The 20,842-nt window shown below is 63.9% G+C and carries 20 protein-coding genes; 8 read left to right on the top strand and 12 right to left on the bottom strand.

Features of this window, described 5'->3' with window-relative positions; genetic code table 11:
- The first annotated feature begins 1 nt into the window (after nucleotide 1).
- Nucleotides 2-613, top strand: coding sequence for a DNA-3-methyladenine glycosylase I (locus tag ACEN9P_RS04395; protein WP_477661216.1), 612 nt, complete (start codon nucleotides 2-4; stop codon nucleotides 611-613).
- A gap of 56 nt (nucleotides 614-669) precedes the next feature.
- On the opposite strand, the gene ACEN9P_RS04390 is transcribed toward ACEN9P_RS04395, so the two are convergent.
- From ACEN9P_RS04390 to ACEN9P_RS04355, 8 genes are all read right to left on the bottom strand, one after another.
- Nucleotides 670-1,977 (bottom strand): aminotransferase class V-fold PLP-dependent enzyme, encoded by a 1,308-nt coding sequence (locus tag ACEN9P_RS04390; protein WP_477661215.1) that lies wholly within the window; start codon nucleotides 1,975-1,977, stop codon nucleotides 670-672.
- A gap of 117 nt (nucleotides 1,978-2,094) precedes the next feature.
- The gene (locus ACEN9P_RS04385) at nucleotides 2,095-2,775 is read right to left on the bottom strand and encodes a cupredoxin domain-containing protein (protein WP_477661214.1); all 681 of its coding nucleotides are present in this window, start codon (nucleotides 2,773-2,775) and stop codon (nucleotides 2,095-2,097) included.
- A 15-nt stretch (nucleotides 2,776-2,790) separates the two neighbouring features.
- A complete protein-coding gene (locus tag ACEN9P_RS04380; protein WP_477661213.1) occupies nucleotides 2,791-3,168 on the bottom strand; it encodes a DUF6632 domain-containing protein in 378 nt (125 codons plus the stop codon).
- Nucleotides 3,169-3,266: 98 nt separating this feature from the next.
- Nucleotides 3,267-3,737, bottom strand: a complete 471-nt coding sequence (locus tag ACEN9P_RS04375; RefSeq protein WP_495621205.1) for a tetratricopeptide repeat protein — start codon at nucleotides 3,735-3,737, stop codon at nucleotides 3,267-3,269.
- Between the two features lie 112 nt (nucleotides 3,738-3,849).
- Complete coding sequence (locus ACEN9P_RS04370) at nucleotides 3,850-4,689, bottom strand: PhzF family phenazine biosynthesis protein (protein ID WP_495621204.1); 840 nt, start codon at nucleotides 4,687-4,689, stop codon at nucleotides 3,850-3,852.
- 152 nt (nucleotides 4,690-4,841) lie between these two features.
- The gene (locus ACEN9P_RS04365; protein ID WP_495621203.1) at nucleotides 4,842-5,606 is read right to left on the bottom strand and encodes an alpha/beta hydrolase; all 765 of its coding nucleotides are present in this window, start codon (nucleotides 5,604-5,606) and stop codon (nucleotides 4,842-4,844) included.
- 25 nt (nucleotides 5,607-5,631) lie between these two features.
- Complete coding sequence (locus tag ACEN9P_RS04360) at nucleotides 5,632-6,375, bottom strand: anti-sigma factor (RefSeq protein WP_495621202.1); 744 nt, start codon at nucleotides 6,373-6,375, stop codon at nucleotides 5,632-5,634.
- Nucleotides 6,372-6,983, bottom strand: coding sequence for an RNA polymerase sigma factor (locus tag ACEN9P_RS04355; RefSeq protein ID WP_495621201.1), 612 nt, complete (start codon nucleotides 6,981-6,983; stop codon nucleotides 6,372-6,374). The genes ACEN9P_RS04360 and ACEN9P_RS04355 overlap by 4 nt, the downstream gene beginning before the upstream one ends.
- A gap of 235 nt (nucleotides 6,984-7,218) precedes the next feature.
- Here ACEN9P_RS04355 and ACEN9P_RS04350 point away from each other — a divergent pair, with 235 nt between their 5' ends.
- Nucleotides 7,219-7,800, top strand: coding sequence for a DUF3455 domain-containing protein (locus ACEN9P_RS04350; RefSeq protein ID WP_477661207.1), 582 nt, complete (start codon nucleotides 7,219-7,221; stop codon nucleotides 7,798-7,800).
- Between the two features lie 12 nt (nucleotides 7,801-7,812).
- Nucleotides 7,813-8,406: a hypothetical protein gene (locus ACEN9P_RS04345; RefSeq protein ID WP_477661206.1), complete on the top strand. Its 594-nt coding sequence runs from the start codon at nucleotides 7,813-7,815 to the stop codon at nucleotides 8,404-8,406.
- Nucleotides 8,407-8,413: 7 nt separating this feature from the next.
- On the opposite strand, the gene ACEN9P_RS04340 is transcribed toward ACEN9P_RS04345, so the two are convergent.
- Genes ACEN9P_RS04340 through ACEN9P_RS04330 form a run of 3 tightly spaced genes read right to left on the bottom strand, consistent with a single transcriptional unit; the run spans nucleotide 8,414 to nucleotide 10,480 of the window.
- Nucleotides 8,414-9,082: a cupredoxin domain-containing protein gene (locus ACEN9P_RS04340; RefSeq protein WP_477661205.1), complete on the bottom strand. Its 669-nt coding sequence runs from the start codon at nucleotides 9,080-9,082 to the stop codon at nucleotides 8,414-8,416.
- Nucleotides 9,079-9,540 carry a group I truncated hemoglobin gene (locus ACEN9P_RS04335; RefSeq protein WP_495621200.1) on the bottom strand — a complete coding sequence of 154 codons (462 nt, stop codon included), beginning with the start codon at nucleotides 9,538-9,540 and terminating at the stop codon, nucleotides 9,079-9,081. The genes ACEN9P_RS04340 and ACEN9P_RS04335 overlap by 4 nt, the downstream gene beginning before the upstream one ends.
- Nucleotides 9,541-9,568: 28 nt before the next feature.
- The gene (locus ACEN9P_RS04330) at nucleotides 9,569-10,480 is read right to left on the bottom strand and encodes a DUF3034 family protein (RefSeq protein ID WP_495621199.1); all 912 of its coding nucleotides are present in this window, start codon (nucleotides 10,478-10,480) and stop codon (nucleotides 9,569-9,571) included.
- A gap of 838 nt (nucleotides 10,481-11,318) precedes the next feature.
- On the opposite strand from ACEN9P_RS04330, the gene ACEN9P_RS04325 reads away from it, so the two are divergent.
- Nucleotides 11,319-11,780: a DUF1569 domain-containing protein gene (locus ACEN9P_RS04325; RefSeq protein ID WP_477661202.1), complete on the top strand. Its 462-nt coding sequence runs from the start codon at nucleotides 11,319-11,321 to the stop codon at nucleotides 11,778-11,780.
- A gap of 263 nt (nucleotides 11,781-12,043) precedes the next feature.
- Here ACEN9P_RS04325 and ACEN9P_RS04320 read toward each other — a convergent pair whose 3' ends face one another.
- Entirely contained in the window at nucleotides 12,044-13,225 is a 1,182-nt protein-coding gene (locus ACEN9P_RS04320) for a Y-family DNA polymerase (RefSeq protein ID WP_495622139.1), read from the bottom strand.
- 309 nt (nucleotides 13,226-13,534) lie between these two features.
- Between ACEN9P_RS04320 and ACEN9P_RS04315 the strand changes: the two genes are divergently transcribed.
- The 4 genes from ACEN9P_RS04315 (at nucleotide 13,535) to ACEN9P_RS04300 (ending at nucleotide 20,822) form a co-directional block, all read left to right on the top strand.
- Entirely contained in the window at nucleotides 13,535-14,437 is a 903-nt protein-coding gene (locus ACEN9P_RS04315; RefSeq protein WP_495621198.1) for a c-type cytochrome, read from the top strand.
- 58 nt (nucleotides 14,438-14,495) lie between these two features.
- Nucleotides 14,496-14,897, top strand: a complete 402-nt coding sequence (locus ACEN9P_RS04310) for a DUF3224 domain-containing protein (protein ID WP_495621197.1) — start codon at nucleotides 14,496-14,498, stop codon at nucleotides 14,895-14,897.
- 838 nt (nucleotides 14,898-15,735) lie between these two features.
- The gene (locus ACEN9P_RS04305; protein WP_495621196.1) at nucleotides 15,736-18,639 is read left to right on the top strand and encodes a LamG-like jellyroll fold domain-containing protein; all 2,904 of its coding nucleotides are present in this window, start codon (nucleotides 15,736-15,738) and stop codon (nucleotides 18,637-18,639) included.
- A 371-nt stretch (nucleotides 18,640-19,010) separates the two neighbouring features.
- On the top strand, nucleotides 19,011-20,822 hold the full coding sequence (locus ACEN9P_RS04300; protein ID WP_495621195.1) for a DUF6531 domain-containing protein: 1,812 nt from the start codon (nucleotides 19,011-19,013) through the stop codon (nucleotides 20,820-20,822).
- The last annotated feature ends 20 nt before the right edge of the window (nucleotides 20,823-20,842 follow it).

Genomic DNA, 20,842 nt, shown 5'->3' with positions numbered 1-20,842 from the left:
CATGGATGCGATCTTTCCAGGGCCCGATGGACAGCCACGTTGCCGTTGGTGTGCCGCCGCCCCGGAGTTCCTCCATTACCACGATACTGAATGGGGCTTTCCGGTCACCGATGACCTGCGCCTGTTCGAGAAGCTGTGCCTGGAGGGCTTCCAGTCAGGCCTGAGCTGGCGCACCATTCTCGCCAAGCGCGAGAATTTCCGAGCGGCCTTCCTGAACTTTGACTACCGGCGTGTTGCCCGCTTTGATGAACGTGATGTCAAGCGATTGCTCGCCGACAGCGGAATCGTGCGTCATCGCGGGAAGATCGAGGCAGTGATTCATAACGCCCGCATGGCCGAGGCGTTGGTGGATCGCGAAGGCTCGCTGGCATCCTTTTTCTGGAGCCGCGAGCCGAAGGCCACGCAGCTTGCGGAGCCGCAAACCATTTCGACTTCGGCGGCGTCACAGGCGTTGTCCAAGGAGTTGAAAAAACTGGGCTGGAAGTTCGTGGGGCCGACTACCGTATACGCCTTCATGCAAGCCGTGGGGCTGATCAATGACCACGCGAAGGAATGTGTCACGCGAACCCAGGTAAAGCGAGCGCGCCGGGCGCTCCTATTGCCCACTCCATGAATTGAGCGCACACCGGCATCTCGCAATTCAAGGGGGGCAAATCCCGGCAAGCCGGCTCAGGCCGTGCCCAAGGCCTTCAAGGCCGAGACCAGGCGGTCCAGGTCGGCCTCGGTGGTGTAGAGCGCCGGCGACACGCGTATGCAAGGCCCCCTGGCCACGCCGGTGCGGCGCACCGTCAGCACGCCGTAGCTGTCGCGCAGCTGCGCCACCAGCGCCTTGTAGTCGTCCGGAGTGCTCCTGCCGGCCAGGCGGAAGGAGGTGATGCCCGCGGCCATGCCGGGCTGGTCCGGCGTCAGGATGTCCACGCCCTTGAATTCACGGGCGCGGCTGACCCAGTAGTCGCGCAGGTAGCGCAGGCGCAGCTCCTTGGCCTTGGGGCCGATTTCCGCATGCAGGGCCAGCGCCCTGGGCAGGGTCAGCAGGGCCGCGAAATTGGAGGTGCCGCTGTGCACGCGCGAGCGGATGTCGTCGGCCGGCCAGTCCTCGTCGGCCATCGCGCGGTCTATGTCGGCCAGGCGCCCTTTGGCGATGTACATAAAACCCAGGCCGACGGGCGCGCCTATCCATTTGTGCAGGTTGAAGCCGACAAAGTCCACGCCGAGGTCCGCCACCTTGAAGTCGATCTGCCCCCAGGAATGCGCGGCGTCCAGCACCACGTCCACGCCGCGCGCCCTGGCCATGGCGGCGATCTCGGCCACCGGCATCACCAGCCCGGTGCGGTGGCTCACATGCGTGAGCAGCAACAGCTTGGTTTTGGGGTTGTTCGCCAGGGCGTCCCGATAGGCCTGCAGCACGGCTTCGCGCGTGGCGGGTTCGGGGATGTTGAACTTCACCACATTCACGCCGCGCCTGTCCTTGAGCCAGTTCATTGCGTACTGCATGGAGTCGTAGTCCAGGTCGCTAAACAGCACGCTGTCGCCGGGGCTGAGCTTGTTGTAGCCGCCTATCAGCAGCTGCAGGGCTTCGGTGGCGCCGCGTGTGAAGGCGATTTCGCCGGGGGCGGCGCCCACGGCGGCGGCCAGCAGCTTGCGGGCCTCGCCCGCGTCGCCGTCGAACTGCGAACGCGCGTAGTAGGAGTTCTCGCGGTTCACCATGTCGGTCTTGGCCTGGTACTCGCTGCGCACCGGGTCGGCCATGATGCCCCAGTAGCCGTTTTCCAGGTTCACTGTTTTGGGTGTCACGGTGTAGAGCGAACGCACGGCCGCCCAGTAGCCACGGTCGGTGGCGATGGCCTGCGCTTCGCCCGCGGGCAGGGGCGGCAGGCTGCGGGCGGCGGCTGGGGTTTGGGTTTGGGCCTTGACGGCAGTGATCGAGGCGGTGGCCATGAGGCCCATGACAAAACCGCGGCGATTGGCATGCAGCATGAGACGAATCCTTGCGAGTGACTGGTGCCAGCGGTTGTATCCGCCGGACATGTCAGGCATGTGTCGCCATGGCTGCGGCCTGTTGGCCGGCAGGGGGCGGGTGTGCGCCCGCTTCCCTCAGATCCGGCGGCGGCGCGGCACCACGCTGAGCTGCAGCGTGAGCTTGCCCGGCGAGGCCGTCACGGTATGGGCTTGCGGCGCGATGTCTATCAGCTGGTCGGCGTGCCAGACCTTGATCTGCGCTGCGCCTTCGGGCAATTGCTCGATCTGTGCCACGCCCTCGGCATTCGTCAGCACGGCCCAGGGCGAATCGCTCACATACACATGGCCGCGCATGGAGCCGTGGATGTGGCAGCCCAGCAGCACGGCGCCGGCCTTGGTGAAAGTGGCATCGGCGGTTTTGGCCGGCTTGCCTTCGGGCTTGCCGTCCAGGCGCAGCTCAAAGCCTTCGCCCGCTGCCGTATTAAATTGCGCCGCGCCGGCGGCCGAGGCGCGCACATGGTGTTCCCAGGGGTCGTTGTTGACGAACTGGGCCTTGGCGCCCACGCCCACCACGCTGACGGCCGGCACAAAACGCATTTTCTCCTGGTAAATCGTCACCTGGTCGGGCAGGGGCTTGGGCGGTGCACCGGTTTTGGCCGAGGGCACGACCACCACAACCGCATCGGGCGCCGGTTTGCCCTCCTTGTCGAGCACCAGGACGGAAAGGCTTGCGGCGCCGGCCCCCGCGGAAAAGGCCAGGCCGGCCAGCAACCAGAGGGTGGATGCCAGCATCCGCGATGAAAAAGCGTGTGTCATGGAATTTCTTTCGTCTCAGGCTTGGCGAGGTGTCAATACGGCCAGCACGGCCGCCACCACAAACAGCGCCAGCACATCGCCCCAGAGGTGGCCCATGGTGTGCTGGCCGCTGAAGGACTGCACCGCCATGATCCCGCCGTGCACGATGCTGGACCAGACGGTGAACCAGATCAGGCTGAGGTGGGCCAGGGGATTGCGCGACGCCAGCAGCAGGAAGACGCCCAGCGTCGCGTAGAGGCCGAGGATCATCTCCAGGTAGTAGGAGCGCCCCTCGGCATGCCAGGACCAGCCCGAAGGCCAGACCATGGTGAGCGGCCACAGCGCGAAGATAAAGGTCAGCCCCATCAGCAGCAGCGCGATGCGCAGGTATTTGAGGCGGTTGGTGTCGGTCATGGTTTTTCTCTTTCGAATCGGCTCAGGCCGCGCATGTCAAACCGCTGGCAAAACCCTCCCGGCGGCACGGCGGCGCCGGGAGGGTTTTGGGTGCTTCTTTATTTGGCGGCCGGCTTGTAGTCAGCCACGGCCTTGGCCAGGTCGCGGGTTTCTTCGCAGTTGGCGCAAATGGCTTGCAGCTTGGCCAGTTGGGCGTCGGCCTGGGCCTTCTGGTTGGTCTTGAGGTAGGCGATGCCCGAGTATTCGAGCGCGCCCTTGTGGTTGGGGTCCAGCGCCAGGGCCTTGCCGTAGGCGGCAAAAGCCTCGTCGTACTTGCCCAGCCAGCGGTTGGAATAACCGAGGTAGTTGTAGGCGTCGGCATTCTTCGGGTTCTTGGCCACAACCTTGTTGAAGCTGCTCACGGCTTCGGACCAGTTCTTGGCGTCTATGGCTTTTTTGCCGGCCGCGAAGTCGTCGATCTGCGCGTTCTGCACCGGCGTGGTCTGGATATCGGCTGCGACGGCAGCACCGGCCAGGGCCAGGGCGACAACGGGCAGGGCAATGAAGTTGCGGATGGAAAAAGCGTTCATGTCGGGCTCCTTGAAATGTGGGTCAATGGGATGCGCTGCAAATCAGCACCTTATACAAACGACGTGAAAAGGAAATCGGATGCGGGGGAATTCGTATTTATTTGTAATGGGCTTAAGCCAGCTCGTGCATGATGCGCGCCGTCCCGGAAACCTTGATCGAGGCTCCCGGGGCAGGCGGAATCTGGGCATGCAAGCGCGAACGCATACCCATGTCCTCACCCTGCACGATGTTGATCGCGCCTCCGTGCGGCCAATCCAGGTCACGCAGGTAACCCGCAAAAGCGGCGGTGGCCGCGCCTGTCGCCGGGTCTTCGTACACACCGCCCGACGCAAAGGGGTTGCGCGTGTGAAAAAGCCGGGGCGTTTCCGCGTAAGCCAGGAGGATGGTCACCAAACCCGCCTTGTTCATCAGTTCGCGTCCCGCATCCAGGTCGTATTGCATGGCCGCCAGCTTTTCGCGGCTGTTCAGGGCCAACACCAGGTGATCCGCGCCACCATGGGCCAATGCCGGCGCAATGCGCGGGTCCAGGTCGGGCGGCCCGTAGCCGAACAGCTCCAGGGTGGCCTGCACCAGCGTTTCCGGCGCAGCCTGGCTGCGCGTGGGCGGCGATTGCAGCGCGGCGGCAATGGTGTCTCCGTTGCGCCGGCCTTCAACCGTGATGTCGGCCTTGTTCAGGCTCAGGGCAAACACGCCATCGCCGTGTTGAAGAGCCAGCGCCGCGCCCAGGGCAATCGTTGCGTGGCCGCAGAAGGGTACTTCGGATTCCGGCGAGAAATAGCGCGCCCGCCAGATGGCGCCCGCCGGGACGGCAAAAACCGTCTCCGAAAAACCCACTTCCGCGGCGATGCGCTGCATTTCCGCGTCGGCGGGAAAGGAGCCGGTGATCATCACGCCGGCCGGGTTGCCGCCTGTGCTTCCGTCAGAAAACGCTGCGATCTTCAAGACATTCATTTTTTCTTTCCCTTTTCTCTTCCATTTGATAGACGGAGGTGGCCCCCTCCCTTGAACGCCGGCTCAAAGCGCCTGTTGCCAATGAAGGCCACATGGCAGTATGCGCGGACCAAATAAAAAGTGCAGCATCCTTGGCCGGCTGGACGCGGCGCTCACAGCATCGATTGAAACAAGGGCAGGTACTGCGGGTGCTGCGAAATCGTGTTGTGCGAGGTTCCGGGCAGCACCTTGAGCGCGGCCGTCCCCTTCTTGAACTGCGCATACAGCTTTTCGGTGCTGGCCGCCGGGATGAGCTCGTCCTGCCCGGCCGCAATCAGCAGCGTGGGCGCCGTGACCTGGGGCGCGTACTTCCAGGACTCAAACTTGTCGACCAGCAGCCAGGAGATGGGAAACCAGGGAAAACGTTGCGCGGCCAGTTCCTGGATGCTGTTGTAAGGCGTCACCAGGATCAGGCGCGACACTGGCCGCTGGCTGGCCACCCAGACAGCCACACCCGAACCCAGGCTTCTTCCGACCACGGTGACCTCCGCATGGGCTTTGCCGACGTGGTCGAACAAGGCCAGGGCATCGCTTTGCAATGCCGCCTCGCTGGGGCTTCCGCTGCTGCCGACGTAGCCGCGGTAATGGAGCAGGTAAATGGAATGGCCCGGAAAGGCCTGCGCGAAAGACGGCAGATTGGCCGAAACATCTTCGGCATTGCCGCCGAAGTAGACGATGGCCTTGGGCCCGGTGGTTTGCCGCGTGGTGAGCACCAGTTCAGCATCCTTGACCTGGAACTGCTGTGTCGTGGCCGGGCCGCCCCAGGATTTGGGCTGGGGAAAATAAATCAGCGAGCGTTGGTACACAAACAGCGCCGCGCAAAGGGCCAGGTAAGCCAGCAGCAGGACCGCTACAAAAATCGTCACCGCGCGCGCCATGGGTGGGGGTGTTGGCCGTGGGGGCTCACCACAGCTTGGCGCAATTGCCGCTGAAGACCACGGTCTCGCCGGGCTTGGCCGGGTTGGCGTCCGCCTCCAGCGTCACCACCAGCTTGCCGACCTTGGACAGCAGTTTCTCCGAGGTGTCGGGCAGTATGGACACCGCCGAACCGCTGGTCGGGACCGTACCCAGCGAGAAGGCCGGGCCGTTGGCCGGCACGGCCCAGAGCACCAGCTTGCCGGCAGCGGGCGGTGTGATGGAGCCTATGACCTTGACCGTCATGGTCTTGCCGTGGCGCAGCGAGCTGACCAGCAGCTTGCCGTTGCCCTGGGCGTCGGTCAGCAGGCCCACATAGCTCTGCGGCAGCTTCTCGCCCGAGCGCATGGCGAGCTGGTCGCTGGACATGAACAGGGTGGGCATGGCCATAAAAAATACGCTGGCCGCGACCACACCGGCCGCCAGGCCGCCAACACCAAAACCCGCAGGCTTGAGCCAACCCAGCCAGGAGCTTTTGCCCCTCGGCGCCTGCCGCGTACCCGCGGGCTGCGTGCGCGCCGCGATCGCGGCCCACACCCGGGGTGAAGGCTTGTGCGCCGGCACCGACAGGGCCAGCTGGCCCAGGCGCGCCTCCCACTGCGTGACGCGCACACGCACGTCGATGCGGTCGCGCTGCAGGCGTTCAAAGCGGCGTCGCGCGCCGCCGGCCAGCGTGCCCAGCACATAGGCCGATGCAAGATGCTCCAGCAGTTCGGGGTTGGTATATCTCATGACGCCACCACCCCTTGCGCGGCCAGGCAGCCCTTGAGTTTTTCCAGGCCGCGCCGTATCCAGGCCTTCACCGAGCCCAGCGGCGCGCCCATTTGCGCGGCGACCTCGGTGTGCGACAGGCCCTGGTAATAGGCCAGCGCCAGGCTTTGCCGGTGGCTGCCCTCGAGCGCGTTCATGCAGCCTTCTATATGCAGGGCCTCGGTGGCCTGCTCCAGCAGCTGCATGGCGCTGGGGGCGGGCGCGGCGCTGCTTTCGATGGCGTCCTCGTCCAGCTCATCCGATTCGGGCAGCTCGCTTTCCTTGCGGCGCGCGCGTGCCCGGAAGGCGTCCAGCGCCTTGTTGCGAACGATGGCGATCAGCCACGTCATGGGTTGAATGGCTTGGCCGTCCACCTCCCTTCGGTAGCCGGCCGCGCTTTTCCAGATACTCACATACGCCTCTTGCAGCACATCCTCGGCCGCCTGTCCTTGTCCCAATATACGAACGGCGACGCCAAACAGATGCGTGTGGGTGCGTTCATAAATATCGGCAAAGCAGGCGTGGTCGCCTTGCGCCGCGCCGGCGATCAGGGCTTGCAGGCTGCGGGTGTCCGTGTCGGCCAATTTCATGCGGCTGAGTATAGGGAGTTCCGCCTGGGCGGCAAAAGCCGGCGGGAATGGGCATTTTTTGCGGAAAAACGCATCCGATTTGCGCCGGCCGGCGTTTGTCCCCGGTAGGCCGGGCGCCGCGCCGGCCCACACCCCTTCCGCCCGTGGGGTTGTTGGGGCATTTTTACCCGTCATTTTTCTTTTCTTTAACCCGGAGACCTGTCAATATGGGCAGGACTCCTTCCAGGAGATCGCCATGACATCGATTGCAACTGCTGTCGCCCAACCCAGGCTCAACGCGGGCCTTGTGGCCGCCGCCCTGTGCGCGGGCCTCTTGAGCGCCTGCGCCGGCGGCCCGGCCGCACAGGCCTACGCCGGCAAGCCGGCGCCCGCCGCGCTCAAGCCGGCCGACAACGAGCACGCGGCCTTCACCTGGCATGCGGTGGGCTCGCAAATCTATGAATGCCGCGCCAGCGACAAGGGCGGCTGGGCCTGGGTGTTTGTCGCGCCCGAGGCGGACCTGTTCAACCAGAAGGATGAAAAAGTCGGCACGCATGGCGCCGGCCCGCACTGGACCGCGCTGGACGGCAGCAAGACCGTGGGCACGGTGAAGGCCAGGGCCGACGGCGAACGCCCCGCCGACATCCCGCTGCTTTTGCTGACGGCCAAATCCGCCGGCATGCCCGGCAAGATGGCTGCCGTCACCAGCGTGCAGCGCCTGAACACCGAGGGCGGCAATGCACCGGCCAGGGGCTGCGCCACGCAGGCCGACGCCGGCAAACGCGTCAAGGAAGGCTATACCGCCGACTACGTGTTCTTTGCCGCCAAAAACACCTGAAGCGAGTGCAGCATGTCCGTGCTCAAGAACCTCTTTAGCGCCAGCAAAAGCCCCAAGCCCGGGGCCACGGGGCCTGAGACAGGCCCGGTCAAGATGAACCTTGACGAGCGCATGGAGTTCAGGCGCGAGCTGCTGTATGAAGCGATACGGGTGACCATGCAGGCCCACGGGATCCTGTCGGCCAGCTACAAATTCCGCGTGGTGCGCAACGACAAGCGGGGCCACCAGTACCTGGTGCTGGTGGACCTTTCCACCGACTTTCTGGACAGCCGGGAGGGCGCGCCCGCCCGGCTGGCCGAGGTCGGTGCGGCTATCGCCAAAAATGCCGTCGCGCGCTACAACCTGCTGGTCAGCGGCGTGTATTGGCAGGTCAATGAGCAGATCCAGGGCTTCTCGGCCAGCCGTCCCGCCGTGCTCCGCGCGGGCCAGGACGCGGGCGATTCGCGGCCGCCGGTGCGGCGCCATGAGCGCGCCACCGCGGAAGAGCTCGCGGCCTTTGAGGCTGCCTGGGAGAAGGGCCGGGCCATGCAAATTGGCGACCGGGTTTATTCATCCGACCTGGCGCCGCTGGAGCCGGACTCCCAGAAGGACGACAGCCAGCGTTAAGGGGGACTCAGGGCCTGCGCCGCCGCGGCACCACCGTGAGCTGCATGACGTTTTTGGCCTGCACCGTGCCCACCGTCACCTGCTGCGGCGCGATGTCTATCAGCTGGTCGGCCTGCCAGACCTTCACCTGGGCCGTGCCCTCGGGCAGGTCCTCGAAGGTGGCAATGCCTTCCGCGCTGGTCTTGCCGGCCCAGGGCGATTCGCTGGCATAGATGTAGCCGCGCATGGAGCCGTGGATAAAACAGCCCAGCAGGGTCGCGCCCAGCGCGCCGGCCTTGTCCAGTGTGACTTCGCCGGACTTGGCGGGCTTGCCCTCGGTTTTGCCTTCCAGGCGCAGCTCGAAGCCGGCATTCGCCGCGTTGAACTGGCCCATGCCCGCGGGTGAGCTGCGCACATGGTGGTCCCAGGGGTCGTTGTTGACGAACTGCAGCTTCGCGCCCACGGGCAGCACCGTCACCGCCGGGATGAACTGCATTTTTTCCTGGCTGATGGTGGCTTGCGGCGGCAGCGGGTTTTTGGGTTTGGCGTTTTTGTTGGCCGGCGTCACCACCACCACCGCGTCCTGCACCGGCTTGCCCTCCTTGTCGAGCACCGACACCACCAGGGTGCCGGCCTGCGCCGCCGCACTGAGCGCCAGCAATGCAGCAAAGCTGATGGCGTGTAGACGCGCGTTCATGGTTTGGCCGCGCTTTCCGCCGGCGTGATGATGGCGCGGTTCATGGGCGCCAGCAGCGCCAGCATTTCATTTTGTTTGCGAAACGGAATGCCTTTGGCGTCCATGCTTTGCTGCAGCACCTCCACCAGCGCGTGGAAGTCGGATTTTTTGATGTCCAGGTTGGCATGCGCGCTTTTCATGTCCGCGCCCTTGTAGACGCAGGGGCCGCCGCTCAGGGCGCAAAGCTGCTCCACCAGCTGCTCCTTCACGCGCTGCTGGTTGGCCGGCTGGAAGTGCGGCCCGGTGCGCGGGTCGGCCAGCAGCCGCACCATGAAGTCGTCCATCAGCGCGACCAGGCCGGGCTTTTCACCAAAGGCTTTGTAGAGCTGGTCGCCAGGGGCGGCGGTTTGCGCCAGCGAGGCGCCGGATGACAGCAGGCTGCCGGCCGCAAGCGCCAGGCAGATCAGGGTTTTGTTCATGGCGTGTCCTTCAATGGTGGGCAGGGATTTAGAAAGCGACCTGGGCCGAGAGGTAATAACCGGTCTGCTTGCGATTGCCGGTGGTGGCGGGCACGATCACGCCCAGGTCCACATAGGCCAGCGTCAGCGAGAGGTTTTTGCTGGGCGCCCAGGCAATAAAGATGTCCTTCCAGTCTTCCGAGCGCAAGCCATTGCCCAGGCCCGCGGCGCGGCCCGCGCCCTCGAGCTTGTTGCGCATGAAGCGGTATTCGGCGCCGATGGCGACGTTTTTGCTGAGCAGGTAAGCGACGGAAAACTCCGGCTGCAGGGTGTAGCGGTTTTCATTGCCGCCCAGCGTCGCGCCATAGCCCAGCAGCCCGTTCTGGTTGGCCTTGGTCGCGCGCAGCGTGCCGTTGACCAACAAGCTCTGGCCCAGGAAAAGTTTGGTGGCGCTCACATACACATCCACCCCCGAACGTTTGGCGCCCAGCGCGGCCAAGGTGCCGTCCAGCCCGGTCGAGCCCAGCTTCTTGTATTGCACGCCGACTGCCACCTGCGGCATCAGCGTGTCGCTGTCGAGCACGGCATCGCCCAGCACACGCCACTTGGCGCCCACGATGGTTTGTTTCAGGTGCAAACCGGGCAGGCCCAGCGCCACACCGGTGTCCCGCGTGTTGAAGTCCTGCCGCGCGATGGACAGCTCATAACGGTCATCAATGCCCAGCGCCGCACCATAGATATTCAGGCCGTAGTCGCGCGTACCAACATGGGTCAGGTAGGCCGAGCCGCCCGTCTCCCCCGCCGTGGCATTGCTGCCGATGACAGCCCAGGGCGTCAACCCGCCGCCGGCCGCACCTTCAATGCTGCTGACACCGCCGGTCAGGAGGAGTTTGCCCGTGTCGGCGTGGGCGGCCGCGGCCATGAGCAGACCGGTGAGGAGGGGGTAAAAGGTTTTTTGCATGGTGGGGGCTTGGGTTTGTTGGGTTTTGTTGAATACGGGCGGGGAGGTGGGGTGGATTCAGCTTTTTTTCTTTGTTTTTCCAACGGGGTGATATCTGCTGGCTTCTGCTGGCCGGGGTTGCCCGGCGGCAAGTAACTTTCTTTTGCTTCGCCAAAAGAAAGTCACCAAAGAAAAGGCGACCCGCAGTCTGGGTCCCCTACGCTTCGCTACGGGGCAACCTGCGGTGCTCGAGCCAAGCGGGGTCTGGCTAAACTCGCTGCGTTTCACTCCGCTCAGACAACGCCAGCCCTGATCCGCTTGTCTCTGCGCTCCTCGGCCCAGCCAGGACGGGGCAATCGGGAGCGGGAACCAAATACCGAAAGACAAAGAAGACAAATACAAACAAGGACACGCCATGGCGTGTCCTTGTGGTTTTCGGTATTGGTATTTTTGTCCCCACCCCTTGTGGATGCGCCGAGGAGCACAGGGCCAGACGGATCAGGGCAAAAACTTGTTTGAGCCGCAGGCGAGTTGTTTTTGACCCCGTCTGGACCGAGCACCGCAGGCTGCCCGCAGCGAAGCGGAGGGACGCAGGAACCAGGGTCGCCTTTTCTTTTGCTTACTTTGCTTTTGGCGAAGCAAAAGAAAAGTGAGTTGCCGCCGGGCAACCCCGGCCAGCCGCTCTAAGCAAGAGCACAGAGGAGATTAAAGAGAGGGAAAGAGCGCACCCGACGGAGCAAGACCCGGCAACCAGTCACCTGGGGAACACGCAGTCGCCCCCTCGACTGCTAGCATTCCACCAATGAACCGCCGCCACTTCCTAGCCGCCGCAACGGCAACCTTGACCGGAGATTTCGCCATGGCCGACCTGCCCAAAGTAGGCTCACTCGATGACGCCCTGCGCTGGCTGGACAGCCTGGACAAGGCGGCCGGCGTCAAAACCACGGGCCAGTGGCCCATGGTCTCGGTGCTGGAGCATATGGCGCAAAGCGTGGAGATGAGCCTGGACGGCTTTCCGCAGCCCAAAAGCGCTTTTTTCCAGAACACCGCCGGCGCGGCCGCGTTTGCTTTTTTCAAATGGCGCGGGCAGATGAGCCATAGCCTCAGCGAACCCATTCCCGGCGCGGCGGCCTTGCGGCGTGAAGGTGACTGGCGGCCCGCATCGGCCCGCTTGCGTGCCGCGATTGAGCGCTTCACGCGCCATCAAGGCCCGCTCAAGCCGCACTTTGCCTATGGCGCGCTCGGCAAGGCCGACTTCGCGCTGGCCCATGCCTTCCACATCGCCAACCACCAGGACGAAATCGTCGTACAGACCCGTTAGGGCCTGTTAACGCTATTTATGCAAGATGCGTTGCGAGTCAAAAAGGCCTTGAGCAAGGCGCAAAACGCAGGCGGGGTAGACCCCGTCAAGGCTTTGCAACGCCGCGCAAGACCTTTTTGATCGCAACCCGGAGGGAATGGGGTGAAAACGGCGCCACTCGGCGTTGCACTCCTAGCCCAGACACCCGGTCTGGGCGTCGTCGCGCGCCTTGATTGGCACCGTTTTCACCCCATTCGCATTTGCATAAATAGCGTTAACAGGCCCTAAAACAACTGGTCGGTGGTGTTTGATTCGGCGCGTTCCGGATCTCTTTTCTCGTCAGCAAGCGGCACCTCGCCGGCGCGCGCCAGGGTAGATGCGCGCACGCCCAGCAGGCGCAGCTTTTTCTCCAGCGGCACACGCTTGAGGCACTGGCCGGCCAGGCGCCGGATTGCGGCGCCGTCGGCTGTGTAGCTGTCAGCGGTCTGGTCGCGCGTGGCGATCTTGAAGTCGTCGTAGCGCAGCTTGATGCCTATGGTCTTGGCGACGTAGCCCTTGCGCTGCAGGTCCTCGCCCAGGCGCAGGCACAGGTCGGTGAAGATGGCGCCCAGCTCGGCCTTGTTGCGCACCGCGTGCAGGTCGCGGTCGAAGGTGGTCTCGCGGCTCATGCTGACCGGCTCGCTCTCGGTCACCACCGGGCGGTCGTCGCGGCCCCAGGCGGCCTCGTGCATCCAGGCGCCCGTGGCCTTGCCGAAGTTGTCGACCAGCCAGCCCGGGTCCTGCGCGGCGAGCTCGCCAATCGTGTGGACGTGCAGCTTCGCGAGCTTTTCGCCGGCCTTGGGGCCTATGCCGTTGATCTTGCGCACATGCAGCGGCCAGATCTTTTCCTGCAGGTCGGATTCGTAAATGACGGAAATCCCGTTGGGCTTGTTGAACTCGCTGGCCATCTTGGCCAGCAGCTTGTTGGGCGCCACGCCCACCGAGCAGGTCAGACCCGTCTTTTCAAAAATCGCCTTCTGGATCAGCCGCGCCAGCACGCGCCCGCCTTCGCGCTGGCCGCCGGGCACGTCGGTGAAGTCGATGTACACCTCGTCCACGCCGCGGTCCTGCATCAGCGGCGCGATGTCGGTAATGGTGCTCTTGAAGAGCTGCGAATACTTGCGGATTTCCGAAAAATCCACCGGCAGCACAATCGCCTGCGGGCAGAGTTTGGCAGCCTTCATCATGCCCATGGCTGAACCCACGCCGAACTGCCGCGCCGCATAGGTGGCCGTGGTGATGACGCCGCGGCCCACATAGTCCTTGAGCAGTGGAAAACTTTCGACCGGGATAAAACGCAGCGGGCGCTCGCCCTGCGCGGCACGCAGTTCCTCATCGACCTTGCGCCAGCCGCCGCCTATGACCACCGGCAAGCCCTTGAGCTGCGGGTAGCGCAGCAGCTCGACGGACGCAAAAAACGCGTCCATGTCGAGGTGGGCAATGCGGCGAATCTTGGCGGCGGGGGAAGGGGACGGGTCGCTCACCCGGCAAGCATAGCAATTCGGGCTAGCCGGCACCGCCGGTTCGACACGATTCGGCCCTATTTGGTCCGTGCCGCCGCGGGCCGAACGGGTATCCGGCTGCGGCATGCCAGCGCGCGCAAGCCCAGCGCAGGCAAATATTTCCGCTGTTATTTCCTTAGGCGACTTCTAAAATCCCGCCTTTGCCCAAAACAGCACAAGTAGCTAATGAAGCGACCCAGCCTGCACCCCACAACAAGACCCGGAAAAGACACGATGAAACGATGGATCAAATGGAGCGCCGGCATCACCGGCGCCGTGGTGCTGTTGCTGGCCGGCACGGCCGTGGTCGGAAGCCAGATGGCCGACAGCAAAAGCCAGCGCCAGGTCAAGGTGGCTGTGCAGCCCGTGGCCATCCCGGCCGCAGCCCAGGCGCTGGAACGCGGCGCTTACCTGTACAACTCGCGCGGCTGCGCGGATTGCCACGGCGCCAACGGCGCGGGCCGCGAATTCATGAACGACGGCAAGGGCATGCGCCTGGCCGGCCCCAACATCACGCCCGGCGAAGGCAATGTGGTGGCGCGCTACACGCCCGAAGACTGGGTGCGCACCGTGCGCCACGGCGTCAAGCCCGACGGCCGGCCGGTGTTTGTCATGCCCAGCGAAGACTACAACCGCCTGACCGACGAAGACCTGGGCGCGCTGGTCGCCTACGTCAAGGCCATGCCGCCCAAGGTGGGTGGCGCCGCCGTGCTGGACCTGCCCCTGCCGGTGCGTGTGCTCTATGCCTTTGATGTCATCAAGGATGCCGCGCAAAAAATCGACCACACGCTGCCGCCCGCCAAACCGATTGCCGAAGGCGTGACCGCGGCCCACGGCGCTTACGTTGCCAATATGTGCATAGGCTGCCACGGCGCGGGCCTGGCCGGCGGCAAGATCCCCGGCGGTCCGCCCGACTGGGCACCCGCCGCCAACCTGACACCGGGCGAGGGCAGCGCCATGCCGCGTTACAAGGATGCCAGCACCTTTGTCGCCATGCTGCGCAGCGGCAAGCGCCCCGACGGCTCGGCCATCAGCGTCATGCCCTTCGAGTCGCTGCGCGCGCTCAACGACGTTGACGCGCAGGCGCTGTACGCCTATCTGCAGACGGTGCCGGCCAGGCCTTTTGGGCAGCGGTAAAGCCAAGGGCGCTCTGGCATCATGGCCGGTATTGCCACCCCCCTCTGAAAGCCACGCCATGCCCCAAGCCACCGGAACCTTTGAAGTCAAGCTAGCTCCGCAAACGCTCGCGAATGCGGACGCCGGACCGCTGATGGGACGCCTCTCCATCAACAAGACCTTTAGCGGCGACCTGCAGGCCACCAGCCAGGGCGAGATGCTGAGCGCCGGCACGGCCGTGAAAGGCTCGGCCGGTTACGTCGCGATCGAGCGCGTGACGGGCACGCTGCACGGCAAAAGCGGCAGCTTCGTGTTGCAGCACAGCGGCACCATGAACCGAGGTGCGCCGCAACTGAGCGTCAGCGTGGTGCCCGATTCAGGGACTGATGAACTCACGGGCCTGAGCGGCACACTGGGCATACAGATTGCCGACGGCAGGCATTCGTATGTGATGGACTATGAGATTGCGGCGCAGGCTTGAGCGCACCCGATACACGCGAACAAAAAAATATTTTTTAGCCAACCTGGGTTGCCTTGATGCGCACGTTGATGCGCAAATTATTTCTTCGTAACTTCGCGCACTCAACTACTGAGAAGGTACTCAATTCAGATTGAGATCGAATTGAAATCGCCTCGGCATCGCATAAGCCGGCGGGATTCTGCCAGAAGCCTGTGAAATTGATAAGCGCGAAATTTTCCAGGCGCAAGATTTCGTTGCCTCATACGCACACTCACGATTTACCTCATGCAGATGGAGGGTGACAGGTGCAATGCCCGTCACTAGACTGCGGGCTCACCGCGTGCTCGCGCGCGATAAGAGCGACAAGAACAAATCAACGAGGGATTCCATGGGAGTGTTTCAAGGGCTTGCGCCGGGTGGGGTGCGGGTGAGTCGGCTGTGGCGGGCTCCCTGCCCGGACGGGCAATCAGCGGCACGGCAAGCCATCTCTGCCGGCAGCACCGGTTTCAGCAACCGGATTGCACGCTGTGGCGGTTTTTTCTTGGTGCTTGGATTGGGTGTTTGTCTGGGCTTCAACTCACCCGCGAACGCCTCAATCTCGGCCACCTATGGCCCCGAATCTTCCTACTCGTCCGTGTTTACGCCTGAGCACCTTGCCAATTGCCAGGCGGGCAACTATGCATGGACTTCTCCGTCTTGGGGCCAGATCGGCCCCCCTAACGTGATCTGCGAAGCGAAGCTGGACCCGTATCCTTTGTCTGTGTGTCCCAGCGTGGGCGGGGTGGAGCCAACCTACTGCCTCGAAATGCGTGTCATCAATACCCCGGCGTCCGGGCCCGGTGCTTTTGTGAAATATGCCGTGGCTGTTCAACCCAATACCTGCCCGGACCACTCCACACAGTCCGGCAACAATTGCAACTGCGACACCAACTTCAGGGAAGATGTCTCCCATAAAACCTGTACCCCCGGTGGCGTGGGCGGTACGGTCGTGGATATTTTTCGCTCTACCAAGGTTTCCAGTTGCCCCTGGTGTGACGCCAACCCCATCTATCCCCTGATAGGCGGCAAGGTCGAGCCGGTTGCCACCGGCGTGAGCGTGGGCGGGCAAGCGCTGGTCTTCACGTATGGCAGCGCCAGGCAGGCCGCGGCGATTGCCGCGGGCAAGACCGCCAAGACCTTTGGCCAAATGCCCGCGCTCGGCGGCTTGTGGGGCAGCAGCCTGCACCGCAACCTGGTCATGGGCACCGGCGGTTTTGGTGCCACCCTGTACCGCGGCGACGGCCAGACCGTGAGCTTCCGGTACTCAGCGGGCGCCTATATCGCCGATGCCGATGTGAACGGCAGTTTTGCGGCCATCACCGGCGGTTACCGCTATGTCGATGCCAAGTCGCGCACCATAGAGACCTACAACACCGCGGGCCAACTCACCGGCTGGGCCGACACGGCGGGCAACACGCTCAGCTTCAGCTACAGCACCGCGGCCGGTGCCGCAGCGCCAGCGGCCGGTTACCTGCAAAAAATCACCGACAACAATGGCCGATTCCTGAGCTTTGCCTATACCCTGCCGGCCGGTGGGGTAGCGGCCACTGACGGACTGATCTCCAACGTGAGCGATTCCACGGGACGCACCATGAGCGTCGGCTTTGATACCAATGGCAACCTGACGCAGCTGACCTGGCCCGACACCAAAGTCCGGCAATTCGTTTACGAGAATGCGTCCTTGCCCTGGGCCCTCACAGGCGTGGTTGACGAGCGGGGTATCCGCTATTCGACATTTGCCTACGATGCGGGCGGCCGCGTGGTGTCGAGCGAGCATGCCGGCGGAGTCTATAAATTCTCGGTGAGCTACACCACCCCGCCCCAGGTCGCGGTGACGCAGGCCTATGACCCGGCCACCCAGCTCACCACCCGCACGCATGACTGGCAGGCCCCGACTGGCGTGCAGCTCACCCGGCCCAATGGGGAAACCACCAACGCCAGCATCAGCACCGTGCTGGGCTACCCGTTGCCGGCGGGTTTCTCGCAGCCGGCCGGTTCCGGCGCCGCGGCAGCGAACAGCGCCACCACTTTTGACGCCAGCGGCAACGTGGCGTCCGCCGACGATTTCAGCGGCCTGCGTACCTGTTATGCCTATGACGGCAGCAACCGCGAGACCGTGCGCGTCGAGGGTCTGGCCAACACCGTGGCCTGCGCCAGTGTGATTCCCGCCGGTTCAGCGCTGCCTGCCGAGAGCCGCAAGATTGAAACGAGCTGGCACCCCGATTGGCGCCTGCCCGTCAAGATGGGCCAGCCCTTGCTGATCACTACCACGGTTTACCACGGCCAGCCCGATCCCTTCAACAGCAACATTGCGGCAAACTGCACCAGCGCGCCAGCTTTGCCCGACGGCAAAGCCATGCCCCTGGTATGCAAGCAGGTCGTGCAGGCCACCACGGATGCCGATGGCCATCTGGGCCTGGCGGCCGTGATTGACACTGGCGTGGCGCAGCGCGTCTCGCGCTTCACCTATGACGGCCAGGGGCGAGTGCTCACCAGCACAGACCCGATGAATCGCGTGAGTACCTACGCCTACTACAGCAATTCAGGCTTCTCGGATGAGGCCAACACCGACGCCTTCTTCGGCTCGGTGAGCCTTCTGCTGCACAACGACGGGGCGAACAACTCCAGCGTCGTCACGGACGGCAGCGCTTCCGCCAAGCCCGTAACGGTGGTAGGCAACACCGTGGTCAGCACGGCCCAAAGCAAATTCGGCGGCGCGTCCCTGCGCCTGGACGGTGTGCGCGACTATGTGTCCGTGCCGTCCGGCCCGTCGCTGGCCCTGCAGGCTGCCGACTTCACCATTGAAATGTGGGTTTACAAGCTCGCAAACAATGCGAATTACTCACGCCTGTGGGACCCAGACGGTGATTTCTACACGGATGTCAATCTGCAGATCGACCCCAACGGCAACCTGGTGACCTATGGTTCGTCGACCGGTACGGGTTGGGATGCCTGGGCTTTTGCGACGGGTGTTGCCATTCCCAACGGCGTCTGGAAGCACGTGGCACTTGTACGGGCCGGCGGGACTTTGACCCTGTATGTGGACGGCGTCGGCACGGTCATTACCACGGCTTTGGGTACCACTACCCTGTATGACGCGGGGCAGCCGTATGCGGTCGGCGGGCAGGGCGTGCACGCTGATCGCTCCCTGAACGGTTACATCGATGAGGTGCGCGTCACCAAGGGCGTGGCTCGGTACACGGCCAACTTCACGCCGCCCACGCAGGCGTTTCCCAACACCGGGCCGCTATTGGACCCGAGCGCCACAGGCCACCGTGCGGGCGATCTGCAGAGCATAACGAACGCTGCGGGCCATGTCACTCAATTCACGCTGTACGACAGGGCAGGGCGTGTGAGGCAGATGGTGGACCCTAAAGGCATCGCGACCGACATCACTTACACGCCCAGAGGCTGGACCAGCAGCGTGACAGTCACGCCTCCGGATGGCACGGCCAGAACGACCACTTACGCCTACGACGACGCAGGCCAGCTGACAGGTGCGACCCTGCCTGACGGAGGCACCCTGGGCTACAGCTACGACGCCGCGCATCGCCTGACCGGTGTGACCGACGCCAAAGGCAACACCATCACCTACACCCTGGACAACGCCGGCAACAAGACAGGCGAGCAAGTCAAAGACCCTTCGGGCAATCTGCAAAGAAACATTACGCGCGTTTACGACGCATTGAACCGCGTGCAACAAGTCACGGGAGCGAGCCATTGAAAACCGGTATCCGCACAGACTGCAGAAATCTCGGGTTTGCCGTTTTGTCGGCATGGGTGCTGTCGGCTTCGGCGCAAGCCGCCCAAACCTACAGGTTCCCGCCCAATGCCTGCGGGGCTTCGGGGTATTACCCGGCGGCGGCGGGTGCTTGCACTGCCGGCGCGAACGCCATCGTCGCCTGCGGGAACAAGTTGGTGCCGGCGGCCGTGCGCAACTTGACGAGCGCGACCCTTACGGGGATGACTTGCAACGCGACTTACCACGGTGTGCAGGTTTCGAACAACAGCAACTTCGATGACAGCTTCTCCTTCACGGTTGTAGAGGAGTTGCCCCGCCCCGAAGCGGATTCCTGCAATTGCGGGAAAGATGGAATGGAAACCGCCAGGCCCATCAATCCGGCAACCGGGGAAAAGGCGCTCGACGATCAAGGCTACGCTGGCAGCGGGCCGGACGCCTTAAGCCTGCAGCTCAGCTATCGAAGCGGCCGTGTGGTGGGCGCTGTCACGGGAGCGGCCGGTGCGGGCCTGGGCCAGGCCTGGTCCCACAACCACCGTGTCTACCTCAGGTTGGAGGGTGAAGCGGGAACGCCCGGCCACACCGTCAATCTTTATTTCGGCGACGATACCGTGCGCATCTTCGGCTGGGACACCGGCAGCAGTGCGTGGATCCCGGCCAACAGCGTGGACACCCTGACGGCCAACAGCGCGGGTTTGCTGTACAAGCGGCGGGAGGATGACAGCGAGTGGCAATTCGACACCATAGGCAAGCTGCTCACGATGACCCGGCGCAACGGCTGGACGACCACCTACACCTACAGCAGCAGCGGCACCCCCAGCGCCATTGCCCCGGCGCCCGGCCTGTTGATCGCGGTTGGCAACCGTTTTGGCCGCAGCCTTGGTGTTGCTTACAACGCCGCCAGCCAGCTGGTGAGCGTCACAGCCAATGGCGAGCAGGTTGCCAGCTACACCTACAACGGGACGGCGGACACTTCACGCCTGACCACCGTGAGCTACCCAGGCAATGCCGGCGGCACCGTCAGCAAGATTTACCTGTACGAAAACACCGCTTTCCCGCAGCTGCTCACCGGCATCATCGACGAAACCGGCAACCGCCTGGCCACCATCGCCTACGACAGCCAGGGCCGGGCCACCAGCAGCGGCTATGCGCTCGGCGCGGACCTGTACAGCGTGAGCTACGCCAGCGCAGGCGATGCGGTGGTAACCGACCCGCAGGGCACGCCACGTACTTACCACTACGGCACCAATGCCGGCCGGCTCGCTGTTACCGGCGCCGACAAACCCAGTGGCACAGGCGCAAATTCGGCCGCCAGCCGGGTGCAGGACTCCAACGGCTTTGTGACACAGGAGACCGACTTCCTGGGTGTGACCACGGTGCACACCTGGGATACCAACCGGCGCCTGCCCTTGACGACCACCCAGGCCGCCACACGGCCCGAAGCGCGGACCACAAGTACCCAATGGCATGCCAGCTTCAGGCTGCCCGTTCTCGTGACGGAAGCTGGAAGAAGCACTGCCTATACCTACGACACACAAGGCAACAAGCTCAGCCAGACCGAGACCGACACAGCCACCAATGCGACCCGCGCCACCAGCTGGACCTACAACCCCCAAGGCCAGGTAGCCACGCAGACTACCAATGGCGTCATCTCACAGACCTATGCCTATTACGGCGCCACCAGCTTCAGCGGCACAGCACCCAATGAGATGGGCCACACGGCCGGAGACCTGCAGAGCATCACCAACGCGGTGGGGCATGTCACGCAGTTCGCCTTGTACGACAGGGCAGGGCGCGTCAAGCAGATGGTGGACCCCAAAGGCGTGGTCACCGACATGGTCTACACCCCACGCGGCTGGACCAGCAGCGTGACGGTGACGCCTCCGGGCGGAGTCGCCCGAATCACCACCTACACCTATGACAACGCAGGCCAACTCACGGGCGTAGCCATGCCGGATGCCACAACGCTGAGCTACAGCTACGACGCCGCCCACCGCTTGACGGGCGTCACCGACGCCAAAGGCAACACCGTCACCTACACGCTCGACGCCATGGGCAACAAGACCGGCGAGCAGGTCAAAGACCCCTCGGGCAATCTGCAAAGAAACATCACGCGCGTTTACGACGCATTGAACCGAGTCCAGCAAGTCACGGGAGCGAACAATTGAAATTTCTACTGCGATTCATC

This window comes from Polaromonas sp. Polasp52, assembly GCF_059491565.1.
This window is presented reverse-complemented; position numbering and strand designations above follow the sequence as displayed.

What these genes read in the sequence shown, in the direction of transcription:
- ACEN9P_RS04380 (WP_477661213.1), bottom strand. Translation starts at nt 3,168, where the DNA reads ATGACCGACACCAACCGCCTCAAATACCTGCGCATCGCGCTGCTGCTG.
- ACEN9P_RS04390 (WP_477661215.1), bottom strand. Translation starts at nt 1,977, where the DNA reads ATGCTGCATGCCAATCGCCGCGGTTTTGTCATGGGCCTCATGGCCACC.
- ACEN9P_RS04325 (WP_477661202.1), top strand. Translation starts at nt 11,319, where the DNA reads ATGGCCGACCTGCCCAAAGTAGGCTCACTCGATGACGCCCTGCGCTGG.
- ACEN9P_RS04300 (WP_495621195.1), top strand. Translation starts at nt 19,011, where the DNA reads ATGGAAACCGCCAGGCCCATCAATCCGGCAACCGGGGAAAAGGCGCTC.
- ACEN9P_RS04330 (WP_495621199.1), bottom strand. Translation starts at nt 10,480, where the DNA reads ATGCAAAAAACCTTTTACCCCCTCCTCACCGGTCTGCTCATGGCCGCG.
- ACEN9P_RS04375 (WP_495621205.1), bottom strand. Translation starts at nt 3,737, where the DNA reads ATGAACGCTTTTTCCATCCGCAACTTCATTGCCCTGCCCGTTGTCGCC.
- ACEN9P_RS04340 (WP_477661205.1), bottom strand. Translation starts at nt 9,082, where the DNA reads ATGAACGCGCGTCTACACGCCATCAGCTTTGCTGCATTGCTGGCGCTC.
- ACEN9P_RS04315 (WP_495621198.1), top strand. Translation starts at nt 13,535, where the DNA reads ATGAAACGATGGATCAAATGGAGCGCCGGCATCACCGGCGCCGTGGTG.
- ACEN9P_RS04385 (WP_477661214.1), bottom strand. Translation starts at nt 2,775, where the DNA reads ATGACACACGCTTTTTCATCGCGGATGCTGGCATCCACCCTCTGGTTG.
- ACEN9P_RS04355 (WP_495621201.1), bottom strand. Translation starts at nt 6,983, where the DNA reads ATGAAATTGGCCGACACGGACACCCGCAGCCTGCAAGCCCTGATCGCC.
- ACEN9P_RS04345 (WP_477661206.1), top strand. Translation starts at nt 7,813, where the DNA reads ATGTCCGTGCTCAAGAACCTCTTTAGCGCCAGCAAAAGCCCCAAGCCC.
- ACEN9P_RS04365 (WP_495621203.1), bottom strand. Translation starts at nt 5,606, where the DNA reads ATGGCGCGCGCGGTGACGATTTTTGTAGCGGTCCTGCTGCTGGCTTAC.
- ACEN9P_RS04335 (WP_495621200.1), bottom strand. Translation starts at nt 9,540, where the DNA reads ATGAACAAAACCCTGATCTGCCTGGCGCTTGCGGCCGGCAGCCTGCTG.
- ACEN9P_RS04360 (WP_495621202.1), bottom strand. Translation starts at nt 6,375, where the DNA reads ATGAGATATACCAACCCCGAACTGCTGGAGCATCTTGCATCGGCCTAT.
- ACEN9P_RS04320 (WP_495622139.1), bottom strand. Translation starts at nt 13,225, where the DNA reads ATGGACGCGTTTTTTGCGTCCGTCGAGCTGCTGCGCTACCCGCAGCTC.
- ACEN9P_RS04350 (WP_477661207.1), top strand. Translation starts at nt 7,219, where the DNA reads ATGACATCGATTGCAACTGCTGTCGCCCAACCCAGGCTCAACGCGGGC.
- ACEN9P_RS04370 (WP_495621204.1), bottom strand. Translation starts at nt 4,689, where the DNA reads ATGAATGTCTTGAAGATCGCAGCGTTTTCTGACGGAAGCACAGGCGGC.
- ACEN9P_RS04310 (WP_495621197.1), top strand. Translation starts at nt 14,496, where the DNA reads ATGCCCCAAGCCACCGGAACCTTTGAAGTCAAGCTAGCTCCGCAAACG.
- ACEN9P_RS04395 (WP_477661216.1), top strand. Translation starts at nt 2, where the DNA reads ATGGATGCGATCTTTCCAGGGCCCGATGGACAGCCACGTTGCCGTTGG.